The 19,127-nt window shown below is 33.4% G+C and carries 18 protein-coding genes; 13 read left to right on the forward strand and 5 right to left on the reverse strand.

What is annotated here, in order from left to right; genetic code table 11:
- Positions 1 to 706: 706 nt before the first annotated feature.
- The 10 genes from ABUA27_RS06810 to ABUA27_RS06855 all read left to right on the forward strand — a co-directional run bounded on the left by ABUA27_RS06810 (position 707) and on the right by ABUA27_RS06855 (position 12,688).
- On the forward strand, positions 707 to 1,663 hold the full coding sequence (locus ABUA27_RS06810; RefSeq protein WP_349820447.1) for a carbohydrate kinase family protein: 957 nt from the start codon (positions 707 to 709) through the stop codon (positions 1,661 to 1,663).
- 123 nt (positions 1,664 to 1,786) lie between these two features.
- Positions 1,787 to 2,209, forward strand: a complete 423-nt coding sequence (locus tag ABUA27_RS06815) for a PTS sugar transporter subunit IIA (protein ID WP_349820448.1) — start codon at positions 1,787 to 1,789, stop codon at positions 2,207 to 2,209.
- Between the two features lie 18 nt (positions 2,210 to 2,227).
- Positions 2,228 to 2,713 carry a PTS sugar transporter subunit IIB gene (locus tag ABUA27_RS06820; RefSeq protein ID WP_287968348.1) on the forward strand — a complete coding sequence of 162 codons (486 nt, stop codon included), beginning with the start codon at positions 2,228 to 2,230 and terminating at the stop codon, positions 2,711 to 2,713.
- 19 nt (positions 2,714 to 2,732) lie between these two features.
- Complete coding sequence (locus ABUA27_RS06825; protein ID WP_022425285.1) at positions 2,733 to 3,533, forward strand: PTS mannose/fructose/sorbose/N-acetylgalactosamine transporter subunit IIC; 801 nt, start codon at positions 2,733 to 2,735, stop codon at positions 3,531 to 3,533.
- Positions 3,530 to 4,354: a PTS system mannose/fructose/sorbose family transporter subunit IID gene (locus tag ABUA27_RS06830; RefSeq protein WP_287968346.1), complete on the forward strand. Its 825-nt coding sequence runs from the start codon at positions 3,530 to 3,532 to the stop codon at positions 4,352 to 4,354. Before ABUA27_RS06825 ends, ABUA27_RS06830 begins: the two co-directional genes overlap by 4 nt.
- Positions 4,355 to 4,384: 30 nt before the next feature.
- Positions 4,385 to 6,484: a glucosidase family protein gene (locus ABUA27_RS06835; RefSeq protein WP_349820453.1), complete on the forward strand. Its 2,100-nt coding sequence runs from the start codon at positions 4,385 to 4,387 to the stop codon at positions 6,482 to 6,484.
- A complete protein-coding gene (locus tag ABUA27_RS06840) occupies positions 6,468 to 7,586 on the forward strand; it encodes a glycoside hydrolase family 172 protein (protein ID WP_287968345.1) in 1,119 nt (372 codons plus the stop codon). The genes ABUA27_RS06835 and ABUA27_RS06840 overlap by 17 nt, the downstream gene beginning before the upstream one ends.
- Before the next feature lie 106 nt (positions 7,587 to 7,692).
- Entirely contained in the window at positions 7,693 to 10,326 is a 2,634-nt protein-coding gene (locus ABUA27_RS06845) for a sigma 54-interacting transcriptional regulator (RefSeq protein WP_349820449.1), read from the forward strand.
- On the forward strand, positions 10,316 to 11,563 hold the full coding sequence (rpoN, locus tag ABUA27_RS06850) for an RNA polymerase factor sigma-54 (RefSeq protein ID WP_349820450.1): 1,248 nt from the start codon (positions 10,316 to 10,318) through the stop codon (positions 11,561 to 11,563). Before ABUA27_RS06845 ends, rpoN begins: the two co-directional genes overlap by 11 nt.
- A 135-nt stretch (positions 11,564 to 11,698) precedes the next feature.
- Positions 11,699 to 12,688 carry a type II toxin-antitoxin system antitoxin SocA domain-containing protein gene (locus tag ABUA27_RS06855; protein WP_349820451.1) on the forward strand — a complete coding sequence of 330 codons (990 nt, stop codon included), beginning with the start codon at positions 11,699 to 11,701 and terminating at the stop codon, positions 12,686 to 12,688.
- A 41-nt stretch (positions 12,689 to 12,729) separates the two neighbouring features.
- Here the strand turns inward: ABUA27_RS06855 and ABUA27_RS06860 are convergent, their stop codons facing one another.
- The 5 genes from ABUA27_RS06860 to ABUA27_RS06880 form a co-directional block, all read right to left on the reverse strand.
- A complete protein-coding gene (locus tag ABUA27_RS06860; RefSeq protein WP_287968341.1) occupies positions 12,730 to 13,116 on the reverse strand; it encodes an HIRAN domain-containing protein in 387 nt (128 codons plus the stop codon).
- 12 nt (positions 13,117 to 13,128) lie between these two features.
- Positions 13,129 to 13,800: a hypothetical protein gene (locus ABUA27_RS06865; protein WP_287968340.1), complete on the reverse strand. Its 672-nt coding sequence runs from the start codon at positions 13,798 to 13,800 to the stop codon at positions 13,129 to 13,131.
- A gap of 170 nt (positions 13,801 to 13,970) precedes the next feature.
- On the reverse strand, positions 13,971 to 14,693 hold the full coding sequence (locus ABUA27_RS06870) for an HAD-IIB family hydrolase (protein ID WP_287968339.1): 723 nt from the start codon (positions 14,691 to 14,693) through the stop codon (positions 13,971 to 13,973).
- On the reverse strand, positions 14,674 to 15,108 hold the full coding sequence (locus ABUA27_RS06875) for a heme-binding protein (protein ID WP_287968338.1): 435 nt from the start codon (positions 15,106 to 15,108) through the stop codon (positions 14,674 to 14,676). Before ABUA27_RS06875 ends, ABUA27_RS06870 begins: the two co-directional genes overlap by 20 nt.
- Positions 15,109 to 15,225: 117 nt before the next feature.
- Positions 15,226 to 16,014: a MurR/RpiR family transcriptional regulator gene (locus tag ABUA27_RS06880; protein WP_161220282.1), complete on the reverse strand. Its 789-nt coding sequence runs from the start codon at positions 16,012 to 16,014 to the stop codon at positions 15,226 to 15,228.
- Positions 16,015 to 16,131: 117 nt separating this feature from the next.
- Here ABUA27_RS06880 and ABUA27_RS06885 point away from each other — a divergent pair, with 117 nt between their 5' ends.
- The 3 genes from ABUA27_RS06885 to ABUA27_RS06895 all read left to right on the forward strand — a co-directional run bounded on the left by ABUA27_RS06885 (position 16,132) and on the right by ABUA27_RS06895 (position 19,023).
- A complete protein-coding gene (locus ABUA27_RS06885; protein ID WP_238634431.1) occupies positions 16,132 to 17,472 on the forward strand; it encodes an MATE family efflux transporter in 1,341 nt (446 codons plus the stop codon).
- 128 nt (positions 17,473 to 17,600) lie between these two features.
- Entirely contained in the window at positions 17,601 to 18,299 is a 699-nt protein-coding gene (locus tag ABUA27_RS06890; RefSeq protein WP_129981180.1) for an amino acid ABC transporter permease, read from the forward strand.
- Complete coding sequence (locus ABUA27_RS06895; RefSeq protein ID WP_349820452.1) at positions 18,289 to 19,023, forward strand: amino acid ABC transporter ATP-binding protein; 735 nt, start codon at positions 18,289 to 18,291, stop codon at positions 19,021 to 19,023. The genes ABUA27_RS06890 and ABUA27_RS06895 overlap by 11 nt, the downstream gene beginning before the upstream one ends.
- Positions 19,024 to 19,127 lie beyond the last annotated feature (104 nt).

Genomic DNA, 19,127 nt, shown 5'->3' on the forward strand with positions numbered 1-19,127 from the left:
ATTTAAAGGTGCTGTTTCCAAGACCCCCAAATATTTAGAGCGAAGGTCTGACCCCCACAAAAATTAAAGACCCAAAATAAATAATATAGAGAAGATGGTTGCAAAATAGCGCCATCTTTTTTTAAAACAGCAAATGCGTTAATAAATTGAGAAAAATAGCTATATAGAGCTGATTCTTCAAAATAAAAACAGGGAATCTGTTTTTATTTTGAAGAATGCTGCTAAATAGTAGAGTATTACTCTTTTGTTCAAAAATACTCGCTAAAAAATGTTGTTGACTATTTATATGAAAGAAACGTATAATACATATAGGAACAAAAACATTTATGTTTTATGTAGCCCGACGCCTGCGTTGGGCTACTTTTTTTATCTGAAATTGTCAGAAAACTATTATCTCTATATAAAGTGGATGTGCCTATAAGAATAAGAGTATCCTAGAATGTGTAGAAACATAAATATCATGCTTCAAATACGAGGTAATTCTGAGTGGGTTGTCGTAAATGTTATTGACTATTTATATGAAAAGAATCTATAATACTGACGAAGGACAAAAACATTTTGTTTTATGTGATGCAGCGCCTGCGTTGCGTCACTTTTTTATTTTATTTCATCTCACAGTACATAAACTGTGAGTTTTTTTATTTATACCTCAAACTTGGCATGTGCATTGCAGTATATATAAGTGAATAAACAATGGAGGTATTCTATGTACGATGTAACAGCAACAGGTGAACTATTAATAGACTTCACTAGAAATGGCTTAAGTAAACAAAACAATCGTGTTTATGAAGCCAATCCAGGAGGTGCACCATGTAATGTACTTGCTATGCTTGGAAAATTAGGTTATAAAACTGCTTTTATTGGTAAAGTAGGAGATGATGAGTTTGGCAAACTATTAAAGAATACAATCTCAGAACAGAAGATTGATTCTACAGGACTTGTAATGGATCCAGATGCTAAAACAACACTTGCTTTTGTAGATAATGATGAAACAGGAGACCGTAGCTTCTCTTTCTATAGAAAGCCAGGAGCAGATATGATGCTTAGGGAAGACGAAGTGAATTATGAATTAATTGATAACTGCCGTATCTTCCACTTTGGCTCTTTGTCTATGACGGATGAGCCAGTAAGATCTGCTACTTATGCGATGGTTGATTATGCAAAAAAGAAAAATAAGATTATTTCTTTTGACCCTAACTTAAGACCACCTTTATGGAAAAGTGAAGATCTTGCAGCTAAACAGATCTGGTATGGTATTGAACAATGCGATATCTTAAAGATTGCGGATAATGAGATTGAATGGCTTACAGGTACTGATGATTATGATAAGGGAATTGACATCATTAGACAAAGAACACATGCAAAACTCATCAATGTCACACTTGGTCCAAATGGTAGTATCGCTTACTATGGTGATTTAAAAGTATTTATGGAGCCTTATTTAAATAAGGATACGATTGAAACAACAGGTGCAGGTGATACATTTGGAGCCTGTGCACTTCATGCAGTACTTAAGCATGGCTTGGACAATGTGACTGAAGAAGATTTAAAAGAAATGCTTCAGTTTGCGAATGCAGCAGCTTCTTTAATTACAACTAAGAAGGGTGCATTAAGAGTAATGCCAGAAGAAAAAGAAATAAAAGAATTAATAAATAAAAACTAAAAGTTGGCACGTCAATTGCAGTATATATAAGTGAAAAGAAAAAGAAAGGAGAAAATATAAAACAGAAAACTTAAAAGTTGGCATGACAATTGCAACTTATATAAGTGTAAGGGGAATATGAAAATGAGACATATTTTAATAGCCACACATGGCTTACTTGCTTCAGGTGCAAGATCAACAATGGAATTCTTAATCGGTAATGTAGATAACGTAGAGTATATTACAGCTTATGTAGATGGACAGAAACCTATCAATGAGCAGATTGAAGAATATTTTGCAAAGATTCCACAGGAAGACGAAGTAGTTATCTTTACTGATATTAAGGGTGGAAGTGTAAATCAGAAGATGATTCCATATTGTGTAAGGGAAAACACTTTCTTGGTATCAGGATTCAATTTAGCTGTTCTTATTGAAGTCACTATGACTCCAGAAAAACTTACTAACGAGTTCTTAAAGGCTAAGATTGAAGAAGCTAGAGAACAGTTATGCTTAGTAGAAATTGAAAAAAACAACACAGAAGAAAACGATGACGATTTTCTTCTATAAGAAAGAGAGGAAAAGAAAATGATTGTTTGTTTAAGAGTTGACGAAAGATTAATTCATGGACAGGTTGCTATGACTTGGACAAAGGAACTAAAACTTCATGGTTTAGTTGTTGCAAGTGATGAAGCAGCATCAAACGAATTACAGAAGATGTCATTAAAGATGGCAGTGCCAGAAGGTATTAAATGTATTATTAAATCAGTAGAAGGCGTTTCATCAATCTTAGATGATCCTAGATCAGAAAAGATGCGCTTAATGGTTCTTGTGCCAACAGTACGTGATGCTGTTACTTTATGTAAGAAATACAAGAATATTGAAAGGGTTAACTTAGGTAACGCTGGAAAGATGACTTCAGGTGAAAAGATTACTTTAACTAAGGAAGTTATGCTTACAAAAGAAGAATTAGAAGCATTAAAAGAATTAGTTGAATTATATCCAGATACATTTTTCCAGGGTACACCTTCAATGGAAAAGAAACTTGCTACAAACGTATTAAAAAATTTATAAGAGATAGGAGAGAGTTATTATGTTAAACGCATTTTTCGTCGCATTGGCAGTATTCGTAGGCGTTGGAGGACACGAATTATTCGGTATGGTCATGTTAAGTAGACCAATCGTTGTTGCACCTCTTACTGGTTTATTGCTAGGAGATGTTCAGACAGGTTTATTAGTTGGAGCATCTTTAGAATCAATCTTTATGGGAGTTGTCAATGTAGGTATTTCAAGTACTGCTGAGCCAGCTCTAGCTGCAGGTCTTGCTACAGCCTTCACAATTCAGATGGGTGGAAATGTTGGTACTATTATTCCAATCGTATTCCCACTTGCTGTATTAGGTCTTCAGTTCATGAACTTTATTTTCTCATTCGTTATTGGTCCATTCGCACCAAAATTTGAACAGCTAGCTTTAGAAGGTAAAGATAAATCAATCACAGCCCTTCACTTTGGTTTATGGGTATTACACTATGGTTTATATGCTTTAATTCCATTCTTTGCTGTATGGTTAGGATCTGATGTAGTGCAGACAATCTTACAGTCAATTCCTAAGGTAATCATGAATGGTTTAACAGTTGCTGGTAACATGCTTCCTGCTGTAGGTATGGCTATGTTATTACAGATGCTATGGGATAAGAAAATAGGTATTTACTTTATTTTTGGATTTGTTGCAGTCGCTTATTTAAAATTACCATTAATCGCAATCGCAGTATTAGGTGTCGTTATCGCATTTGTAACAGCACAACGTGATATGCAGTTAAAAGATATGATGGCTAAACCAGCTGTCGTAAATACTACAGCTAATGACAGTGAAGAGGAGGACTTTTTCGCATGAAACTAATGAACAACATTGATAAAGAAGAAAAGAAATTAATTAGAAAGATGTTCTGGAGATCAGGCGCTATGTATGCATCTGTTAACCCAGTTACTATGGGTGGTGCTGGTTTCTGTTATGCTATGATTCCATTTATCAACCATTTCTATAAGAATGATGAAAAGAAAAGACGTGAAGCTCTTGCAAGACATGTCTCTTACTTCAGTACTACAGTACCTATGGCATCATTTGTAATGGGTATTGCCGGTTCAATGGAAAAAGAAAACAGTGAAAAACCAGACTTTGATGCCAATGCAATTGGTTCTATTAAAACAAGTTTAATGGGTCCATTAGCCGGTATTGGTGATTCATTGTTCTGGGGTGTATGGAGAGTTGTATGTGCAGGTCTAGCAATTGGTTTTGCTAATGCAGGTAACATTCTTGCTCCAATTATCTTCTTAGTATTATTCAACGTACCAAACTTCTTATGCAGATACTATGGTGCATGTTTAGGATATTCTTTAGGGGCTAAGTATATTGAAAAATTATATGCTAATGGCATGATTGAAATCCTTACAAAGGCAGCTGGTATTGTTGGTTTAATCATGGTAGGTGCTATGACAAGCAATACTGTTATCTTTAAAACAGTTCTTGAATTCAAGATGAAGGGACAGTCGTTAATGAATGTTCAATCAGCTCTTGATAGTATCTTTAAAGGTATCGTTCCATTATTAATGACATTTGGCTGCTATAAGCTATTAAACAAGAAAGTCAACGTTATCGCTATTATCTTTGGTATCGTTGCATTAGGAATCGTTTTATCACTATTAGGTATTTGCTAATAAATACCGCAGGAGGTCGCTTTGAATACAATGAAATGCAATCCGTTCTATATGCTAAGAATCAAGAATGGAATCTATAGTACAGACAACACAATCAGTTATTATTGCAATAAGCTTCCAGATGATACATTCTCATTTGATTCGTCCAATCAAAAAGTTCAAGCCAACATTGATGAATTTGGAACTATTTCCAACCTTACCTTCTTTCATCACAATTACCTTATGGAAAGCAAACCAGGTGTATGGGTAGGAAAAGACTTTGTCCAGGAACATGATCTTTCTGTCTCTATCACATGGAATGGTAAAAGAACTGAATTAAAATCTGATAGTGTAGATGTCGTATCTGATCTTGCAGATAATCTTTTTCCAAGAAGTATTCATCATTTTAACTATGGAACAGTAAGCTTAATTGCTTGTGCACCTATTACTCATGATGGAGAAAGATTAAGTAGTTTGATGTATGCTATTATCGTTGAGAACCAAAGCGATACAGAAGGAGAAGGTGTCTTAGAACTTCCTTCTCTTTATAAAAAGAAATACTCTGATACAAGAAATGTATTAATAGAATGCCGTGAGACACAATCTCACAACTGTATTTCATTTACTTTACCACCTCATTCTCAAAAAGAATTCATGATTGCTTTCACTGATCCTAATGCATATCAGGATACACAGAAGCTGTTTAGTAGAAGTATTGATGAATGGCTCAAAGAAACACGTCAGTATTATAAACAATGCATAGGTACAGTCCATTTTGATGATGACCCAATGGCGGGCTACTTAATTGAAAGAGCTTATCAACAGGCGTCCGGTGCTTTCGCCATGAATGGGTATAATCAAATACTCGGTTCAAATTGGGGCACTTACCCCGTTACTCCTCATATATGGAATAAAGATATGTATTATTCTAGCTTGCCTTATACAATGACCGAACCAGACCTATGTAAAAAAACAATAAAATGGTTTGCCCAATATGGTATCAAATACCCAGGTACTAAATTTAAAGGCGGCATCTTCCATTCATTAAGCAATTCATTATCAGTTATTCTACTTTCTGGTGCGTATTATGATTATTTTGCCGACAAACATTTCTTTTTAGATAACGAAGATCTCTATAAACAGATGAAGGAAATCCTGAATGAAGTCATTACTTCTAGAAATCCAGATGAACCACACTTATACCACAGTATCTGGATTTCAGACGCCTACTCCCTTGGTACATATCATACAGGATCCAATATCTGTGTATATCGTGCATGTCGCTCCCTATCAAGACTTGCACTTGAAATCTTTGACGAAAAGGAATATGCAATTGAATTAGAAAATGAAGCCCAGGCAATCAAGAATGATATAGAGAAATATATGACTGTAGAATCAAATGGTCATCGTATTTTTCTAGAAGGTATTGCCTCACTTGATCTAGATGCTAAAGAACATATGTCTGATGAATGCTATCGTAAAGAGATGCTTGATCAAGGACTTCAGTTTTTAACTGATGTGGATCATGACGGTACTATCACGTTAAGAATGCATGATGGTGAAGAATCAGACACTACATTATTGAAATATTATGGCTATGAGACAGGAGACAGAACAACTCACTATGGACAATTCAGTTCAAGTGATGAGAATCCTACTTATAGTAAACTGAGCAGAGGGATTAAATGGGGTAACCAGTCAGGTGCAACATTCCCAGGATATATTTCAATATTGAATGGTGCAGATAATGTAGAAAATTGGAGTGGAGAAAACGGCAGATTTAAAGAATTAGAAAGACTGGCTGATTTAGATGGCAGCTGGTGGTGGTGGCCTTATAAAGTAGGGGCATCTACTGGAGATGTCACACGAATGAACAGTTGTGGTAAATGTGGATGGGCCTCAGGTATCTTCTATATCTTGTTCATTACAGAATTCTTAGGAATCAACTATGATGCACCAAATAAACACTTAACTATTCATCCTAAAGAATTTATTGGAAACTTCTTCTGGGAGGATTTCCATATTGGTGAATCAAGATTTGATATCAAGGTAACTGATCAGCACATTCACATTACCAATAAAAATAATTATTCAATTACTGTCAATCAACATGCAGTAAAGGAAGGAGAAGATTATGAACTTACTAAGTAATATCATGACTTATAAAGGAGAACGTTCTAGAGCTGTATCACCAGAAAACCCAACTGGTGAAAAAGGCAAAGCGTGTATGGAAGCAAGTGCTCTAGGTCCATCAAGAAAAGGACGTGGAAGCATTAAATTACCTATGGGTGAAGAAACAGTGATTGCGGATATAAAAGGTCCAGGTATTATTAGACATATGTGGATGACAATCCGTGAAAATACTGAAAAAGGCAGCTTTGTCATGAGAGATGCTGTCTTAAGAATCTATTGGGATGGTAGTGATACACCTGCAGTAGAAGCCCCTATTGGTGATTTCTTCTGTAATGGTTTTGGTGAAAGATGTGACGTTGCTTCTTTACCAATCGTTGTGAATCCTACTGGAGGAATGAACAGCTATTTTGAAATGCCATTCGCAAAAAGAGCAGTCATTACAATGACAAATGAACATCCAAAAGATATAACATCATTCTTCTATACAATTAATTATGCTGAAGTTGATGCTTTACCTGAAAATTGTTTATATTTCCATGCTTATTGGCGCAGAGAACGTCAGACTGAACTTGCAAAAGACTATGTTATTTTAGATGATGTGAAAGGTAAAGGCTACTATGTAGGTACTTACCTTGGTTTAACTGCACTTGAAAGATATTGGTGGGGTGAAGGAGAATTTAAGTTCTATCTTGATGGTGATGAAGACTATCCAACAGTTTCATCAACAGGTTCAGAAGACTACTTTGGTGGTGCCTGGGCATTCCATCAGAAAGATGAATTAGGAAGACCTTCAGTTAAACCATATTCTAACTTATTCTTAGGTTATCCATTCTATTCAACAAAGGATAAGACAAGAGAAAGATTTGAAACAGGTAAGTTGAATGCTGTTCATGCTTTTGGTGATGACAGTCTTCCTCGCCATGGCTTATACAGATTCCATATTTTAGATCCAATTGCCTTTGATGAAGATATCAAAGTCACATTACAGCAGATTGGTAACGATGATCTTTCATTATATGAAAGACAGGATGATGTTTGTACAGTCGCTTATTGGTATTGTGATCATAAAGAAGGATTCGATAAAGAATTCCCAAATAGAAGAGCAAGACTCCCAAGATAGTCAGACAGGAAGATATCCCTATATCTTCCTTTTCATGCGTGTTGGCATTAAATTGTTTTCTAACAGCTTTCAAGTTATAATTAATTAAGAGCAAGGAGGTATCATGATGGATGTAAAAGATAAGGTTTATATATCACTTCAAGAATGCTTAAATGAGTCTGAAAAGATTCCTACATCTCAGATTGCAGACAATCTACATTTAAGCAGACAGATTGTGACACATTATTTAAATCAGCTTTTTGATGAGGAAAAAGTAAAGAAAACAGATACAAGACCGACTTACTGGTATATTGAAAAAGAAGAACAGAGTGCATCTGTTGAAGAAGAGTTAGATTCAGAAGTATTTGATTCTATGATTGGTGCAACAGGAAGTCATAAGAAAATAGTAGAAATGTGTAAAGCATCTGTTTCTTATCCACCTCATGGTCTTCCGATTCTTATTATTGGTGAAAGTGGTGTAGGTAAAAGCTATATCGCAAAGCTTATCTATAATCATGCATTACAGACAGGGAACATTGATAAAAAAGCACCTTTTGTTGTATTGAACTGTGCAGATTATGCAAATAACCCTGAACTTCTTTCAGCTACATTACTTGGTTATAAGAAAGGAAGCTTTACAGGGGCAGATTCTGATAAGACAGGGTTACTTCAGGAAGCAGATGGTGGTTATCTTTTCTTAGATGAAGTACATCGTTTATCATTTGAAAATCAGGAAAAGTTATTTGTATTTATGGATACAGGTAAATATCGACCTCTTGGTGATTCTAAATGGAGACATTCAAATGTGAGATTCATATTTGCGACAACAGAAAACCCACAAGAAGTCTTATTAGAAACATTCAGAAGAAGAATTACATTACAGATTAGTATTCCTAACATTACTGAACGTCCTTTACAGGAACGCATAGAACTCATAGAAACATTCTATAAAGAAGAAGCAGAAAAGATTAAAAAGAACCTCACTATTTCTAGTGGTGCTGTTAAGATGCTTTGTTTCTCTAAGTTTCCTGGTAATATTGGGAGATTAAGAAATTTAATTCAGGTTAGCTGTGCAGAAGCTTATTTCAAACATGGTAAAGAAGACAATCTTCTTATTTCTGAAGCAGAGCTTATTCATGCAGGGGGAGATTTACCTGTCAATACAACAGAATTTCAGACTGAACGTAATATGGAAATATCCATTATATGGAATCAGCCCAAAGAGTATATTCATCAGGAGTATTATGATGAATATCATATTGAAATCATCAATCTCTTTCATAAGATAGAGACTGCATCATGGAGCCAGATTGACCAGCTTTATTTGAATTTCCGCGCAATTTTAAGAAAGATTAGTCCTACGCATAACAACTTAACAGAACAGCGTTTCTTTACACAGATTTGTAAAGATATATTGATTCGATATGGTGTAAAGATGAATGATTCTTGTGGTAAAGAATTATATATTCTTTATACAACATTTAATCAAATGCGAATTGATAAGGAACAGGAATGGAAACTTAAAGCATATTTTGAACAATCATGCCCTAGAGCTTTCTATGTTGCAAATCGCATCATTATTGAATTAAAGAAGTATGAATTACAATTAGAAGATAATCTTGCTTTCTTATTTGCGCTAGCTATTCATGAATATATCAGTGAATCTCTTGAATTAAATGGGCTCATTGCAGCACATGGTGATACAACAGCATCTAGTATTGCAAAGGTTGTTAATCAGGCGTGTGGTACCTTTATTATGGAAGGTATTGATATGCCTATGGATACAACACTTGATCAGACTGTAGAAAAAGTACAGAACTATCTCCTGCATTCTGCTAAGGGTAAAGGATTAATCTTACTTGTAGATACAGGATCATTAAGCAGTATGTATTCAAAGATAAAGAATAACTTATCCGGTGATTTATTGATTATTAATAATGTTTCTACTGCTATTTCATTAGATGTTGGTTTAAAGATGCTAGGTCATGGCTCTTTTGAACAAATTGTAGAAAGCACAAAAAAGATTAACAGCTTTGATGTACAGTTCTTTGAAGGATTTTCTAAGAATAAGAATATTCTTATTTCATGTATGTCCGGTGTAGGTATTGCAGAAAAGATACAGGAAATCATGAAGAAGACATTAGGTGACTGTGGCCTTGATTTTGTGACAATGGAATATAAGAAACTTTTAGATTTACTCAATGAAGATGAATCTAAGAATTTTGATCAGACTCTTATGATATTGACAACATCTCCTCTTCATGATGGTATTTCAACACCTTGGCTGAGTGTTTATGATATATTAGATGGCCATGGTGAAGAAAACCTATGGAATGCATTAAGAAGTGTAGTTACACCAGAACAATTTGAAGCATTAAAGAATGAATTTGTAAGATTCTTTACAATCGAAGGTATTGTCAGCAGATTGCAGTTCCTCAATCCTACAGTTGTTATTCAGGATGTAGAAATGATTCTTCATCGTTATCAGGATTACTATAAGATGGAGATGTCAGGGCATATAAGATTGAATCTTTATATGCATATTGCATTTATGTTTGAACGATTAATGACTGCAGATGATACGGATGATGAAGAAGAACCTACAGATTTAGCACAGAAAGAGTTTTATCGTATATCAAAAATTGTTTTCCAGGATGTAGAAAAGAAATATCGTATTCATATAGATAATTATGAATTATCTATATTGTATGAATTGTTGAATAAGGTTATTAAGGAGCCAGTAGGCTTAGATGAAGCTTGAACTTAAACAAGGCCAAAAACATCAAATATATCAGAAACAGATTGAAAAGAATCAGATCTTACAGATGGACGTCCAACAGCTTCTTGCCCACATAGAGAAGATTTCTTTTGAGAATCCATTAATAGATACTGATGATATGATAGAAAGTACTTCTAATATAGGAAAAGAATTTGATATTGATAGTCTTTCAAGAAAATCAGAACAGAGTTTAAAGGAAAACATTCACTGGCAATTAATAAACAAGGATATAGACAATAAAAAATTAGTAGAATCTCTTGTAGAGTTATTAGATGATAATGGATATCTACGTCTCTCGATTCAAGATATTTGTACTTGTCTAAAATGTGATGAGAAAGAGTATATAGAAGCTAAAAATGCATTATCCAAACTAGAACCTCCTGGACTTGGTGCAGCCACTTTAAAGGAATGTCTTCTTCTTCAATTGGAGCGCCTCGAAGAAACAGAAGATATTTACAAGACAAAACAACTTATTGAAGAATGCTTAGAAGATCTTTCAAAAAGTCATTATCATGCTGTTTCTAAGAAACTTGGCATATCCCAAAACAAAGTAAGAGAACTTCTACAAATCATCCTGACATTAAATCCTCGTCCAGCCAGCGGGTTTAGTTCTTCTATTGAAGTCAATTATCCTGTACCAGATATAATAATCAAGGATAATGCTGTACAATTAAATCCAGTGATTTATAAGGATATAAACATCAATACAGGTTACTTGTCTCTTGAAGCAGAAAGTAAAGAAACTAAGAAATATATAGAATCTAAACTAAAACAAGTCTCATGGTTACAACAATGTCTCAGCCAAAGAAAGAATCTCATATATGATATTGCGGTCTTCTTACTAGATTATCAACAAGATTTTTTTATGAATGAAGGGGCTTGCCATCCACTTCTACAAAAAGATTTAGCGATGTTACTTGGAGTACATGAATCTACAATCAGTAGAGCCATTAAGGATAAATATATATATTGTGATAAGGGCTTTATTCTTCTAAGTGATCTCATTCCAAAGGGAACAGAAGATAACTCTGTTGATTCTATTAAAGAAACAATCAAAGAAGTTATCAATAATGAAGATAAAATAAAGCCTTTAAGTGATCAGAAAATTACCACTCTCTTAAAAGATAAAGGTATTGAAATATCTAGAAGAACAGTAGCCAAATATCGTTCAGAATTAAATATTCCAGATGCATCTGGTAGAAAACATATAAAAAAGTAGAACTGTGTGTTCTGCTTTTTTTAGCTATTCAGGATAACAATCGGTAGTTACTCTCTTTTTGATGATTTTCTATTATACTCATAGTATAATAATGATACGAAATAATAAAAATCATATCATAAAGGAGATAAGAACATGAAGCACACTTATTGTACAAACTGCAGAAAAGAAACAACTTACACATTGAAGAAACAGGAAATCAGAAAAGTTATTAAAGATAAGGAATATACTTTCTTGATTACTGTTGCAGTATGTAATGAATGTGGTGAAGAAATATCTCTACCTGGTTTACTAGATTTAAATATTAAAGAAATAGATTCACAGTATAGAGAAAAGGAAAATCTAATTACTATTGAAAATATCAACAAATTATTAAAGATATATGATATTGGGAAAGGACCTCTCGCATTAGTTCTTGGTTTTGGTGAAGTGACTATTAAAAGATATCTAGATGGGCAGGTGCCTTCTCTTGAGTATTCCAATATCATGAAAAAAGCTTTACTTTCTCCTGATTATTTCTATAAGAAATTAGAGGAAAATAAAAATAAGATTACTCCAGCTTCTTATAAGAAATCACAAGAAGCAGTGAGTAATCTACAAGAATTATTTGTATTATCAGATAAGATGAGACAGGTCATTGCATATTTATTTAAAGGATTAAATGAAGTTACACCATTAATGCTGCAAAAACTTCTTTATTTAATTCAGGGAACCTCTTATGCCTTATATGATCATACTGTGTTTACAGAACATTCACAGGCATGGGTTCATGGACCTGTCTATCCTGATGTTTATCATTTATTCAAGCAGTTCAGTTTTAATCCTATTGATGATGATCGATTTGTACTCTTTGAAGAATTAGAGAATACACTAAGTGAAGAAGAATGTCATGTGATTGATTTAGTTATTCATACATATGGTCTCTATAGCGCTAAAGTATTAGAAACAATCACTCATACACAGGATCCTTGGATATCAGCTAGAAAAGGATATGAAGGAACTATTCCTTCTCATGAACCTATTATAGAAAAAAATATAAGAAATTATTTCCAGACATTACATAAACAATATGACTTCTCTCACAGAGAAGGAATCAATCACTATATTCATAATATAATCATGTAATGACTATGTATCACTTATTATATTCTTTATTCTGTGAATAACTAGAAATCTATCATACAGATCTTAATAGAAACATACCAAGGGTCATAATTCTCTTTATAACATGAATACACTCTTGCATGAATTATCTTACCTGCATCCATTAATCTACAAAAAATATCATTATCCCTCTTAGGAATATATCCAAGTTTTTCACCATCCATTGTAAGTACCTTAATCGCATTACTATCATATTTATTATCTGCTTCTCTTTTTAATAGAAGAGGGTCATTTTTCTCTAGTTTTTTAAATACATCTTGGTTATCGCAATAACGTGTTCCTGCAATATCAGTAAAAGACAAAAAGATTTCATTCATTAAAGGCATAACCACATTCTCTATCCCATTCATTTCTACTGCTTCTAAAATCATATCTTTCATATTATCCATAAATGCTTCCTCCTAACATGCATGCATAACTTTTTCATAACAGGAATATTGTTTATCTAAGTTATATTTATATAATTTGTATATCATGATTTTCTTTTCTAGATACTCTTTTGTTATTTTAGGATTTCTATTTTCAATAGACTCTATTTCTTTCTTGAGTCTTTCTATTTGTGCTGAGAGGTAGGTATTATCTAAGTTTTTTCTAATGGATTGTTTATCATAATCCACCAACATTTCTATATCTATTAAATCATTTAAATTATTATATCTATATGATTCAACTGCCCGCTCCCATAATGAATGTTGCGGATTAATTCTTTTAATAATTCTCTTGAATATCTTCTTTGCCTGCTTCATATCTTCATCACTTAGATGCTGTTTCATTATTTTCTTATGAGTTCTTAGTTCCTCTAATTCATGCATATAATCTTCCTTCACAGCATCCATATAGCCTTCTAACTCTTCTTCGTATATCTTGATATGATGATTCTTACATCTCTGACAATAAGCTATTCTTTTCTTAAGGAAGATACACTCAACCATTAAGCCATAATATTCTTTATACAACTCTTTATACATTTGATAATAATTCTTTTTGTTCTCTTCAGTTTGATTCTTTAATTCATCACGTTTGATGATTAAACTTCTATAGAGATTGATGAAGTAGTTTGTTGTAGTAGACATAACGCTCTCCTCCTTAACTACATCATACAACTTTTATCAAAAAAATGTTTTGAGTAAGGCTCTCATAAAGTCTATTTAAAGGCGTTCAAATATTTTTCTGCGTAATGACTATGTATCACATATTAACTATCTTACTATGTGCACAAAAAAGACAGAGATTAACTCTCTGCCTACAATACTTTATTAATTGCTTCACTCACACTACTTACCACATCATTGACTTCTTTCTTTAAACTATCAGGAGAACTATGGAAAGTAAAACTATAATCACTTGCCTTAAACAAAGGTAAATCATTATAGGAATCACCAATACCAAGCATCTTATCCGCATTAAAATGTTTCTTAATAGCCTTTACACCTGTACCTTTAGAAATACCCTTTGATACAATATCAATTACATTTGTATTCTGATAACCAGATACCATAGGGTATCTATCATGCACATCTGATACAAATGTTGCTGCTTCTTCATTGGTATCAAACACTAAAGAAATACTATAGAACTTTGAATCCTTGATTTCTTCAAAATCCTTAATCATAGTAAAAGTAGAAAAATCAATAAAATCAGTAAAATAGAAATGAGATTCACTTTCTGTTTGTACAATAATGTTAGAGTAGTCTCTATAATGATTATATATATCCCTCACAAGTTCTTTATCTAAAAGGTGTTCCTCAATCACATGTTTATCCTTATCTAATAATAGTGCACCTGTACACATAATATAGAAATCAAAAGGAATACCCTCTACATCATATAAACAGCTCAGTGGTCTTCCTGTACAAACACCAAATAGATTCTCTTTTTGAAAAGCTGCAATGGCCTCTCTATCTGTTTCTGTTACTTTTTTATTATGAACTAAAGTACCATCTAAATCAGTCGCAAATACCTTCATTCTTATATCCTCCTAGTACATCTATAATCAATTGATGATCTTCATCATGGGCAAGTCCTGATACAATCACACACCCACGTAACTCATCTTTTATAAAAAGTGGAAAACCTCCACCACATATCGCGATAGTAGAATCATTCTCATCATATACATGTCTTTCTTCTTGATCTAGAAACACATAATAAGTGCTATGTTGATACCTTTCCACTGCATTCTGCTTTCTATCTAACCATTCCACACCCTTTTTTCCAGGCATCAAATACTGGAACACAATATCTCCATCTAATACGATTCTAATACGTACTGGTTTACTTGTTTTCTTTACTATTTCATTCCCAATGCAATACGCATCTTCTGCATCAAAATGATCAAAATTTAATTCTTCCTCTAACTTTAATACATCTTCTTTATTCATGTTCATCACCTAATTCATTTCTATCATAAATTATCTTACAATGAAACGGTTTACATATGTATAGAAACAAACGTTCTTTTATTCTTACTTATTGATAGAATTGATTGAACTAAAAGTTCAATCATTCACCTGATGATAAATAATCGCATAAAGATTACTTAAGACATACTGAAAAGCTAATTGTGAATAGAATGTACTAATTCTATTCTCTTTCTCACAATCAGGAATCATAATTAAATCATCACAATAAGCCATTAATGAATTCTTCTTATTCGCAGTAATAAGTCCAATTCTCACATGATTCTTGCTCAATGTCTGTACACACTCTAGAAGTCTTTCTTGCCCTCTATAACTAATAATAAGTGCATAATCATCCTTGTTCATACGTTTAGAAATATGTCTCTCTTCTCCAAACTGTGTCGCAAGAGTAGGGAATATATTTACTTTTACAAGCTTATTCGTAAAATTAATCACTGTAGTCTGTGTATCCCCATAACTAAACAAAAAGATACGTTTCTTATGAATAATCTCATCTGCCATAGACTTGAGCACATTTATGTCTAGACTAGAATACACCTGTTTAATACTCTCCTGATACAAAGAAAACATATTCTTCATAATCTCTTCAGTTGTTTCATTAAATTGAAAAGGTGTCGTATAATCCACACTCTCTACAATATACTTATTCGCTTCTCTTTCTTTAATTAAATCTACCTTTAAAGCCTTATATCCACTATAACCTGCTTTACGGCATAATCTAATAATAGTTGCATTAGACGTATAAGTTTTTTTCGCTAAATCATTAATAGACAACTCTTCTAATAAATCTAAGTGATTCATTAAATAATTAATTACTTCTTTTTCAGTCTCTGTATATTTATTTTCTTGTGATATATCTAGTATCATGGGCTTCACCTCTCTTTCTATTTTAAGTGAATTTTCTTTGATTAAAAGAGTAAACGATAACATATCTTTTATTCTTTTTCTATGATATCATGTATTAATCTTTTAGGGGGGAATAACATGAATCAGACACAAGATTTCACTAAGGGAGTCATCTGGAAACAGTTGCTTTTTTTCTTTTTTCCTATTCTTATAGGAAGTTTCTTTCAACAGTTATATAACACTGTTGATACAATCATTGTTGGACAAGCAGTAGGCACAAGCGCACTTGCTGCAGTCGGTTCAACAGGAAACTTAACGAGTTTAATCGTTAACTTCTATGTAGGCTTATCTACAGGTGCTTCCGTAGTCATCGCCCAATACTATGGTGCACAAAACAATAAGAAAATTCATCAGGCAGTGCATACTTCTTATAGTCTTGCAATTGTCAGTGGCATACTCATGATGCTTTTTGGCTTATTCTTCTCATATCAGTGTTTAGATGCTATTGGTACACCACATGATATATTGAATGATGCCACTCTCTATATGCAGCTTTACTTCTTATGTATGATTCCAGGGGCAATCTACAACATCGGTGCAGGAATCTTAAGAGCAGTAGGGGACAGTAAAAGACCACTCTATTACTTAATTGTATGTAGTATTGTGAATGTTGTATTTGACTTTATCTTTGTAGTCATTTTCCATCAAGGTATTGCTGGGGCAGCTATCGCAACAGTCATTGCCCAGTTTGTCTGTGCCATACTTGTTACTATTCAATTAATGCGTACAAATGAAGTCTACAAGCTTACATTATCAAAGATGAAATTTCATCTTCCTGTACTAAAGAAGATTATTATGATTGGTGCGCCTGCTGGTATCCAATCTACAATGTATAGTATCTCAAACATTGTCTTACAGAGTCATATCAATGCTTTTGGTACACAGACAATTGCTTCATGGTCAGTTTATGTAAAAATAGATGCCCTGTTCTGGATGATGATTGCGGCCATTGGTGCAGCTATCACAACATTTAGTGGACAGAACTATGGAGCTCATCTTCATGATCGTATCAAAAAGGGTACAAGAACTGCCCTTGCTATGGCTTTCATTATGACTATTTCAATCAGTACTATACTCTGCTTAACAGGTAGTTATATCACAAGATTATTCTCATCAGATCCCCATATTATTGAAGAATGCTATAGCTTGATGCTGTTCTTAATGCCATTCTATTTCTTATATTGTTGTGTTGAAATATTCTCAGGTACTATGAGAGGATGTGGGGAATCAATTAAACCAATGATATTAGTATGCTTAGGTATATGTGTACTACGTATTGCCTGGCTCACATTCATTTCACCGCACTATCCAACTATTAAAGGTGTTGTTGTCTCTTATCCAGTCACTTGGTTTACGACCTCACTACTCTTTATTATTTACTATAAACACTTTAAAAAGCATCATTTTGACGCTAATTAGGAAACAAAGTTCAACTTTGTTTCTTTTTTAATACAATTTTAATAATATATTTTCATTGTGATAAAATATCTTTGACATATATTAAGAATTGGTGTAATTTATAAACATAAAAGAAAAGGGGGATTCATGTGAAAGGATTTTTTGAAAATTTAGGTTTTTTTGCCAGTCGATTCAATCAGGCTATAGTGATTACGATTGAATTATCAATTATATCATTAGTAGCTGCGACTATTATTGGAATCATTGTTGGATTAGTCAATACTTCAAAAAGTAAGTCAGTGATCATGAAGATATTAAAGGCAATCGCCAACCTTTATATTTATATCATTCGTGGTACACCAATGCTTGTACAAATATTGATTATATATTTTGGCTTGGGACAGATGTTAAGACCTACAGGATTTAGATGGTTAAATATTGGGGGTACTTTTACTGCTGGTACTGTTGCTCTATCACTTAATGCCGGTGCTTATATGGCAGAGATCGTCAGAGGTGGTATTGAAGCAGTAGACAAAGGACAGGTTGAAGCAGCTAGATCTCTTGGCTTAACTTATGGTAAAACAATGAAGAAGATTGTCTTACCACAGGCTTTAAGAACGATGTTACCTTCAATCATCAACCAGTTCATTATTTCTATTAAGGATACTTCATTATTATCTGTTATTGGTCTAACAGAATTGACTAACGTTGGTAAAACAATTGCCGCAACGCAGTCAGCTCATATGATGGTCATTTATTGTTTTATGGCTTGTTATTATTTATTTATCTGTACAGTACTTGCACAGGTATCAAAAGTTGTAGAAAAGAGGTTATCTTATGGCAAATAAAAAAGTCTCTGTCAAAAACCTAAAGAAGAACTTTGGCTCTTTAGAGGTTTTAAAAGATATTTCTTTATATATTAATGAAGGTGAAGTTATCTGTTTAATTGGTCCTTCAGGATCAGGAAAATCAACATTCTTAAGATGTTTAAACCGTCTTGAAGATATTACAAGTGGTAGTGTCATCGTTGATGGAGAAGATATCACAGATCCTAAACTTGATATTAATAAGAAGAGAGAAAACATTGGAATGGTATTCCAGCACTTCAATCTTTTCCCACATATGACAGTAAAAGAAAACATTATGCTTGCACCTGTTGAACTCAAGAAGATGACAAGTGCAGAAGCAGAAGAAACAGCTTATCAGTTATTAGATAGAGTTGGTTTAAAGGATAAAGCAGACAGCTATCCAGCACAGTTATCTGGTGGTCAGAAACAAAGAGTTGCTATTGCAAGGGCCCTCGCAATGAAGCCTGATATTATGCTTTTTGATGAACCAACAAGTGCTCTCGATCCAGAAATGGTTGGAGAAGTATTAGCTGTTATGAAAGATCTTGCAAGTCAGGGTATGACAATGGTTGTTGTCACTCATGAAATGGGTTTTGCGAGAGAAGTAGGTACTAAAGTTATATTCATGGATGGTGGATATATTGTAGAACAGGGTAATCCATATGATGTCATCAATCATCCACAGCAACAAAGAACAATAGATTTCTTAAACAAAGTATTATAAGGTATCAACACATAAGTGTAGATATATAGGTAGAGTCAAAAGTTTATGAAAAACTTGATGAATGACAGATTTCAGGGCTCGATGAACGATGCGATATCATTCAT

The sequence above is a fragment of the Catenibacterium sp. RTP21428st1_D7_RTP21428_210409 genome (assembly GCF_040227455.1).
Taxonomy (GTDB): domain Bacteria; phylum Bacillota_I; class Bacilli_A; order Erysipelotrichales; family Coprobacillaceae; genus Catenibacterium; species Catenibacterium mitsuoka_A.